Origin of the sequence: Chamaesiphon sp. GL140_3_metabinner_50 (assembly GCF_025361915.1) — a bacterium.
Classification (GTDB): Bacteria; Cyanobacteriota; Cyanobacteriia; order Cyanobacteriales; family Chamaesiphonaceae; genus Chamaesiphon.
This window is the reverse complement of sequence record NZ_JANYJC010000318.1, coordinates 1-7,483: the sequence shown is the minus strand read 5'-3', so window position 1 is coordinate 7,483 and position 7,483 is coordinate 1. Positions and strand designations below refer to the sequence as shown.

10 protein-coding genes are annotated in these 7,483 nt (G+C 47.5%); 7 read left to right on the top strand and 3 right to left on the bottom strand.

What is annotated here, in order from left to right; all coding sequences use genetic code 11:
• The first annotated feature begins 303 nt into the window (after nt 1–303).
• On the top strand, nt 304–1,257 hold the full coding sequence (locus Q0R35_RS15750; protein WP_295620413.1) for a hypothetical protein: 954 nt from the start codon (nt 304–306) through the stop codon (nt 1,255–1,257).
• Between the two features lie 100 nt (nt 1,258–1,357).
• Here Q0R35_RS15750 and Q0R35_RS15745 read toward each other — a convergent pair whose 3' ends face one another.
• A complete protein-coding gene (locus tag Q0R35_RS15745) occupies nt 1,358–1,522 on the bottom strand; it encodes a hypothetical protein (protein WP_295620410.1) in 165 nt (54 codons plus the stop codon).
• A gap of 46 nt (nt 1,523–1,568) precedes the next feature.
• On the opposite strand from Q0R35_RS15745, the gene Q0R35_RS15740 reads away from it, so the two are divergent.
• The 3 genes from Q0R35_RS15740 (at nt 1,569) to Q0R35_RS15730 (ending at nt 4,160) form a co-directional block, all read left to right on the top strand.
• Nucleotides 1,569–3,374, top strand: a complete 1,806-nt coding sequence (locus tag Q0R35_RS15740) for a thiamine pyrophosphate-binding protein (protein WP_295620407.1) — start codon at nt 1,569–1,571, stop codon at nt 3,372–3,374.
• Nucleotides 3,375–3,483: 109 nt separating this feature from the next.
• A complete protein-coding gene (locus tag Q0R35_RS15735) occupies nt 3,484–3,879 on the top strand; it encodes a nuclear transport factor 2 family protein (RefSeq protein ID WP_295620404.1) in 396 nt (131 codons plus the stop codon).
• 32 nt (nt 3,880–3,911) lie between these two features.
• Nucleotides 3,912–4,160 carry a hypothetical protein gene (locus tag Q0R35_RS15730; RefSeq protein ID WP_295620401.1) on the top strand — a complete coding sequence of 83 codons (249 nt, stop codon included), beginning with the start codon at nt 3,912–3,914 and terminating at the stop codon, nt 4,158–4,160.
• A 20-nt stretch (nt 4,161–4,180) separates the two neighbouring features.
• Here Q0R35_RS15730 and Q0R35_RS15725 read toward each other — a convergent pair whose 3' ends face one another.
• Nucleotides 4,181–4,591 carry a pre-16S rRNA-processing nuclease YqgF gene (locus Q0R35_RS15725; protein WP_295620397.1) on the bottom strand — a complete coding sequence of 137 codons (411 nt, stop codon included), beginning with the start codon at nt 4,589–4,591 and terminating at the stop codon, nt 4,181–4,183.
• A gap of 157 nt (nt 4,592–4,748) precedes the next feature.
• Here Q0R35_RS15725 and Q0R35_RS15720 point away from each other — a divergent pair, with 157 nt between their 5' ends.
• The 3 genes from Q0R35_RS15720 (at nt 4,749) to Q0R35_RS15715 (ending at nt 6,825) form a co-directional block, all read left to right on the top strand.
• Entirely contained in the window at nt 4,749–5,936 is a 1,188-nt protein-coding gene (locus tag Q0R35_RS15720) for a M20 family metallopeptidase (protein WP_295620394.1), read from the top strand.
• A 73-nt stretch (nt 5,937–6,009) separates the two neighbouring features.
• Nucleotides 6,010–6,159, top strand: coding sequence for a hypothetical protein (locus tag Q0R35_RS19595; protein WP_366944916.1), 150 nt, complete (start codon nt 6,010–6,012; stop codon nt 6,157–6,159).
• A 63-nt stretch (nt 6,160–6,222) separates the two neighbouring features.
• Nucleotides 6,223–6,825 carry a DUF4351 domain-containing protein gene (locus Q0R35_RS15715; protein ID WP_366944915.1) on the top strand — a complete coding sequence of 201 codons (603 nt, stop codon included), beginning with the start codon at nt 6,223–6,225 and terminating at the stop codon, nt 6,823–6,825.
• A gap of 146 nt (nt 6,826–6,971) precedes the next feature.
• Here the strand turns inward: Q0R35_RS15715 and Q0R35_RS15710 are convergent.
• Nucleotides 6,972–7,483, bottom strand: a 512-nt coding sequence (locus tag Q0R35_RS15710) for an SMI1/KNR4 family protein (protein WP_295620390.1), incomplete at its 5' end; no start/stop codon positions are given.

The following is a 7,483-nucleotide window of genomic DNA, read 5'->3' as shown; positions in this document are numbered from 1 at the left end:
AAGTGAAAACCCTAGAGATCCCCCTGCTTGGTGCGTGCGCTAAACCGTCGGGGAACAGAGGCGTGCACCAAGCGGGGGACTTCCGGATCCGGTTCCCCCCTTTTGAAGGGGGTTAGGGGGGATCTAGATCTAGAAACGAAGCCCATCCGACTTGTGTGTACACCGTAGCTCCCTGGAGGGGTGCCCGTAGGGCGGGGTGGGTAGATCTTCGCTAAAGTCTAAAGTCTAAAACCTAAAACCTAACACCTAATACCTAACGCCTAAAATAGGAAATAGATTACATTTACTTACAGAGATCGAGCTATGCCACTTCAAACATTCAGAGCGATCTGTGCGGCGATAATAGTAGCGATCGGATTGATGCCGATCGAGCGGAGTCTGGCTGCATTGCCTTCGAGATCGATCGTACCGACAAGATCGCCCAAAATCGCGCAAGCACCCACTCCAGAGCAACTAGACAGGCAACGCGAAGCCGAACGAGTGCTTAAAGATGGCGAACGGTTGCGCCAAGACGTACAAAATAATAATAATTACAACAACCGAGATGTCGAACGTCAAGTTGGCGAACAAATCAACAAAGTGCGCGAATCTGGGAGCGATCCGCAAAAAGTCCGCGAAGCCGATGCCGAATTAACGCGATTGCGCCAGCAAAATCGGCAAAATAATCGCTTTGACTATTACTACGACCCGTTTTATCCTTACTACACTACACCCGCACCGATAATCTTCACGCCGATTTATAGCACCGAACCGACATCCCCAGTACCAGATCGCAATGCTAGCCGCCGAGATAATACTCCTAGCAACACCCAAATTTTAGGATCGATCGGACTTAAAGATGGAGCCGTCTCGCCCGGTATCGGCATCCGCTACAATAATATCGGCTTGGAAATTGGCGGAATTTTTAACCAGGATAGTTTGCCACGATCGGTCAATGATTTTTCTCTACCTAGTAATTTTTTCTTCACCGATCTCGGTCTTAAAAAGCTCAGTCCTCAATGGGGTGCGGATGTGCTGGGATTTGTAAACGTTGCGCCGCGAGTCGCCATCTATGGTAGTGTCGGCGTGTATTTTCAAAGCCAAGCGCGGATCGCTCAGTCGCTAGCCACCAGCGAACTCTACAAACAGACTGACGAGACTAATGTCACTGGTGCGATTGGCGGTGGGGTAACTTACAGCCCCAGCGATGATGTCAGTGTGGGTTTGGGTTATCATTCCCTACGCGGTGTTACCGCTCGATTGGGAATTAGTTTCTAAGCTGCTGTTACCATCTGCACATTCCGAGATCTTAGTACTAAAAACGCAACAAAAATATACAAATTGTCTGTTTAGTCACAAACGGGCAAATTTTTTGTGGTTACAATAGGAAGTATCCCCGTGAAGTTGCGGGATGCTCTCGATCTGCTGTTCCCGTCCGAATACCACCCGTGTGGATCGCCACAGGCGATGCTGCACCAACAAATCTTGTCATCAACTCCACCCGCGATCGTTCGCGTAGCGTTTCCGCAGGAAAATCGCCCAAATAACTAGCAACTTGGGCTACAGAAGTTATCCTCTAGGTGAATGATATGAATCCTACAAGCTATTCTACCGATCCAGCATCAGTAAACTGCCTGTCTGAGTCTTCGATAATCCCTGCTTCTTCTTTACCCATTTCCGGCACATCCGCGCCCCAAGCGGCTACTGGGCTGCTAACGGTGGCTAGTGCAGTTGTCGAAATGCTGTCGGATTTAGGAGTCAAACACGCCTTTGGTGTCTCTGGGGGAGCAATCGGGCCGATTTGGGCAACTTTAGAGCAAAGTCCGATCGAAGTGCTGCATTTTCGGCATGAAGGCGGCGCGAGTTTTGCGGCGACAGAATCCTACTTTGCTAACGGTCGTCCGGTGGTTGTCTTTGCCACCACTGGCCCCGGTATCACTAATGCGCTGACTGGGCTGTTTGCGGCGAAATGGGACGGAGCCAAGGTAATTTTTATTTCAGGTGCCACCACCGCAGGCAAACGGGGGCGGTGGGCTTGTCAAGAAACGAGCAGCTATGCAATGCCGATTGAGGGAATTTTTACCAGCGGCAAACTGTTTGATTTTGCAACGACACTGGAATCTGCCGACCAACTGCCAGAGATTGCGCGCCGACTTGCCATTGGTTTAGCGCAACCAGGGGGCTTTGTCGCTCACCTGAATCTGCCTACAGCCATTCAAATGGGCCTGCTCAATGCCTCTTTACCAAAGGTTAATTTCTCTCGTTCCCTAGTAACCGTAAGTGAGGATCGGGTGGCTGAGTGTGCCCAGCTACTCTCGGCAGGATCTTTTGCGATTTGGGTTGGCTTTGGAGCTAGAGGGGCAGCCGCCGAAATTCGCCAACTGGCGGAAGCAACTGGAGCAGCCGTAATGTGTTCTCCGCGTGGTAAAGGAATTTTCCCCGAAGATTTACCTCAGTTTGTCGGCGTGACAGGCATTGGCGGACATGAATCTGTCTTTACTTATATGCGAGAACACCGTCCCGTGCATACCTTGGTGTTGGGAACGCGACTGAGTGAGTTGACTTCGTTTTGGAACCCCACGATGCTTCCCAGTGGCTCTTTTATTCATGTCGATATCGATGCGGAAGTACCTGGAGTTGCCTATCCATCTGCGGAGACTGTATCGATTCAATCGGAGATCGGGCTATTTCTCCAAGCTTTGTTAAAGCATTTTCCCGCATCTGGTTGCTCGACACCTCCATCTTTACCGCGTCCTGAAATAGAGAGAATCGCGCCGACTCAGGCAACTCCAGTCCGTCCAGTGGTGTTATTCGATGCCGTGCAAAAATTTATTGTCGAAGGTAGTGATGCCTTGGTGATGGCTGATGCTGGTAATGCGATCTCTTGGACTACAAATCGATTATCCTTTAATCGACCTGGATGTTACCGAGTTAGCACAGGCTGGGGATCGATGGGACATTTTGCGACGGGGGTAGTCGGTGCTGCTTTGTCGCGAGCGGGGAAGGCGGTAGCCATCGTAGGGGATGGGGCGATGCTGATGAATAATGAGGTGAGTACGGCTGTTAAATATCGGATTCCTGCTGTCTGGATTATCCTCAATGACTCTAGTTACAATATGTGCGAGCAGGGGATGACCTTACAAGGTTTCAAAGGTGTCGATACCCAGATTCCGCAGACCGATTTTGCCAAAATTGCTGCTGGCTTAGGAGCAGATGGGTGTCGGGTGGAAACCGAAGCCGACCTATATCTGGCGTTAGCCACAGCGATGGCATCCACTGTGCCGTTTGTGGTTGATGTTGTCATTGATGCGAAGCAACCCGCCCCCATCGGCGGGCGGGTGCAAAGCCTGAGTTCGCAGGGGGCGACAAAACCTAATTCCTCTCTGTGGGAATAATCGGTTATGGCACTTCCCACTGCTATCTTCAAAAGTGTGGGAAGTGCTTTGATTAAGTAATAAGTAATAAGTAGTAAGTAATAATTTAATCCAATCGCAAATACCACTAATGAGTACCAATAAAATCATTATTGAAGATACTTATAAAGCTTTTAGTCGAGGCGATCTTCAATATATTGTCGATGCTTGTGCCGAAAATGTGACCTGGAGTTACTATGGTTTGCCAAGAGTGCCTGTTACTGGAGATTTTCAAGGCAAAAATGGTGTCAAGCAATTCTTTGATTCATTCCGTCTGTTCAAAACTTTGGACTACATGTGTCATGAATTTATTGTTGATGGTGATGCGGCTGTTGTCTTGGGTTCGGGTAAAGTTCTAGTTAAACTAACACAAAAAACTTTCGACCACAATTGGTGTCATGTTTATACACTCAATGATGGTATGATAATCGCTTTTCGCGGCTTTACTAGCAATCCACAGGGGATGGCAAGTGCTTTTCTAGAATAGACTTCTGCAAGAGATCGAAAAGAGCAATAGTCTTGCATAATGGTAGATATGAATATATTCTCCTCAGCGATGCCGAACCCAAAGTAGTTACCATTCCCCCACTAGTTCCCCACTCAGTCGTTCAGCTCGATCGAGAGTCTTGTACGGTAATTAATGCGGTGATTCGTCACGGTCAAGCTCATCCATCTGATTATCTTCCACTTAATAAAGCACCTTTTCCCTACGATTTAGATCGGGTCAAGCAATTGAGAGCCGATCGAGATTACCAGATCGCTGCTTAATATTAGGCGATCTTACGACTTTACCTAATTTTCAAATATCGTTCGATTAAAATAATAGCAACAAGATCGTCGATCGGGCGAGGTGGTTGACGCATTCCTTGGGGAATCAAGCTAATGAAAAAATTAGGCGGATACATTTGCCAATAGCGATCGCGGGCTTCTAGACTAGAGTACCGCTCGTCAACTAGCGAAATCGGCAGATTGGGGAATGCGGTAGATAGTTGTCGTTGCCATTGTTTGGCAGTGGTTTGGTCGCCCATCACAATCCGACTGACGTTATACTGCACAGATAGATCGCCAATGCGATCGATTACCTCGGCTGTCAGTAATACTTGATGATAAAGTAAGGCTCGATTGCCATCTATCGCCGCAACACCGCATTTATCCTTCCCCGGATCGAAGCCCAAAATTGTCTCAGTACGATCTGTCATGATGTTGTTAAGTAAGAAATAGATAGATATTTATCAATAAGCATCGCCTGGAACCTAGCTAGTGGAGCGATCGATCTACTGCTATTTACTACCAAACTTATTTTATCCTCCATCCCCCATCCCCCAACTCCTCCTTACTCCTTACTCCCCGTCCCCTATGCTCGATCGCATCCACACCATCGCCACCGAACTCGCACCCAGACTGATCGAAATTCGCCGTCACTTACACGCACATCCAGAATTGAGCGGTAAAGAATATCAGACAGCCGCGTATATTGCGGGGGTATTATCGGCGGCGGGGTTGCACACACAGGAATCTGTCGGTAAAACTGGGGTAGTCGGCGAACTAGCTGGTGCGGGTACAGACACTCGACTGTTGGCAATTCGGACTGATATGGATGCACTGCCGATCGTCGAGCGGACGGGATTGCCATTTAGCTCCAAAAATCAAGGTATCATGCACGCGTGCGGTCATGATGTCCATACTACCGTGGGTTTGGGCACCGCGATGATTCTAGCTCAACTGGGCATCCAGTTACCTGGCAGTACCCGGTTTATCTTTCAACCCGCCGAAGAAATCGCGCAGGGTGCCGCCTGGATGGTCGCTGACGGGGTGATGAAAGAGGTGGATAGTATTTTTTCCCTGCACGTATTTCCATCGATTCCCGCAGGCTCGATCGGGATTAGATATGGAGCCTTAACCGCCGCCGCCGATGACTTAGAAATTACGATTCTGGGCGAGTCCGGACACGGTGCCAGACCGCATGAAGCGATCGATGCCATCTGGATCGCGTCACAGGTAATTACGGGGCTTCAGCAGGCAATCAGCCGCACCCAGAACCCATTACGCCCGATCGTGCTGACGATCGGCACCATTAGCGGCGGACGCGCGCCCAATATTATTGCCGATCGGGTAGAATTGTCCGGTACGGTGCGATCGCTCCATCCAGAGACACACGCGACGCTCCCAACTTGGATCGAGCAAATCGTCACCGATATTTGCCGGACTTACGGCGCAAAATGTCAGGTAAATTATCGACGCGGCGTACCCTCGGTTCAAAACGATATCGCACTGACTCAAATTTTAGAATCATCCGCTAGAGCCGCCTGGGGTGGCGATCGAGTCCAAATCTTACCCGAACCCTCCCTCGGTGCGGAAGACTTCTCTGTGTACCTGCAACATGCCCCTGGAACGATGTTCCGGTTGGGTGTCGGTACGGCAGATGCGAAGAATCATCCCCTCCACCATCCCCAGTTTATGGTAGATGAGTCGGCGATTATTACGGGGGTGGTGACGATGGCATATACCGCTTATCAGTATTGGCATCAAGAGGATCGGGAATAAGGGATCGGGGATCTGTGATGAAATCGATGCTAAGATTGAGCTGAATAATTCACACAGTCACTGGAGAGTCGGGATGTTCGATAATGTATCCAAGTTTTTAGTCGAACGCTACTCGGCTGATTTTGCGAGTTGGTTGTTAGGCGAATCGATTGAATTAACTACTCTCAGCCCGACTGAATTATCCTTAGAACCGATTCGAGCTGATGCACTGATTTTATTGTAATCGGATGATGTGGTTTTACACTGTGAGTTTCAAACCAATACCAGTGAGAAGATTCCCTTTAGAATGGCTGATTATCGCTTGCGGGTGTATCGTCGCTTTCCCCAGAAACGGATGGTACAGGTGGTCATTTATTTACGTCCGACTGATTCTCCTTTAGCATACGAAACGGCGTTTAGATTGGAGAATTTGGAGTGTCGATTTAATGTAGTGCGGATTTGGGAGGTAGAGCCGGAGGTGTTTCTAGCTACGCCAGGATTGTTACCTTATGCGGTGTTAAGTCGTACCGATGCACCGGAGGGAATGTTGAGACAGGTGGTAAGTAGATTGGAGGAGTTACCAAATTCCGCTAGTAAAAATGATTTGATTGCAGCGACAAGTATTCTCGGTGGGTTAACATTAGAGGGGGATACGATTAGACGAGTAATTCGGAGTGAGATGATGCGTGAATCTGTTATCTATCAAGAGATCGAACAGCAAGGTGAATTAAAACAAGCGCAGTTTCTAATCTTGCGCCAGTTGAATCGGCGGGTGGGAAATTTATCGCTGGAGTTAGAGACGCAGGTGAAGGCTTTACCTTTGGTGCGGTTGGACGATTTGGGTGAGGCATTATTGGATTTCGAGCGGGTGGGCGATTTGGTGCTTTGGTTGGATGCAGATCTATCCTAAAAACAGCTTTAAATCACCAACTAGATCGAACAAATAGCGATTACCTTCGGTACGATCTGCCAACGAGATCTACTATGCCAAATCGAGCGATAGAACAAGCCAAAGTTATTGCTTCGCACAGATTTATCCGTGGGCATCTGCCCATCCTACTTTCTTTCCCGTCTTTTTATAATATCTATTGAGTCATTGAATATTTCAATAATAAAATTAGATAGCTTATTACAATTATGATGCTTCTTGTCCCCTACTGAAATGTAGTAGACATCAGGATCGATATTTTCATTGCAAATAAAATACCAGTAGTGTGCGGAAAGTGTACTGGCAAAAAAGAAAGCATCGTTGGGAATTGGATCGTATACAGTTGCCACATCTTCTTCAATCATCTCTTGTACATCTTCACGAAGAGATAACAGATTAGGCAGATATTCAAGAAAAGTATTATCTATTAATTGCCCGTTACCATTACCATAAATAGCAAGAAAATATTTGTATGTACTAGGCAGACTCACATTGAACTTATTTTCAATATATAATATATCATTACTAGATGCACAATGAATATCATTTGGAATTATTATTTTATTTTTAATGCCATATTCGATTATTAAATCAAACAATAATTGGAAATTTTCTTGCATAAAGATCTCAAATGGGTTCT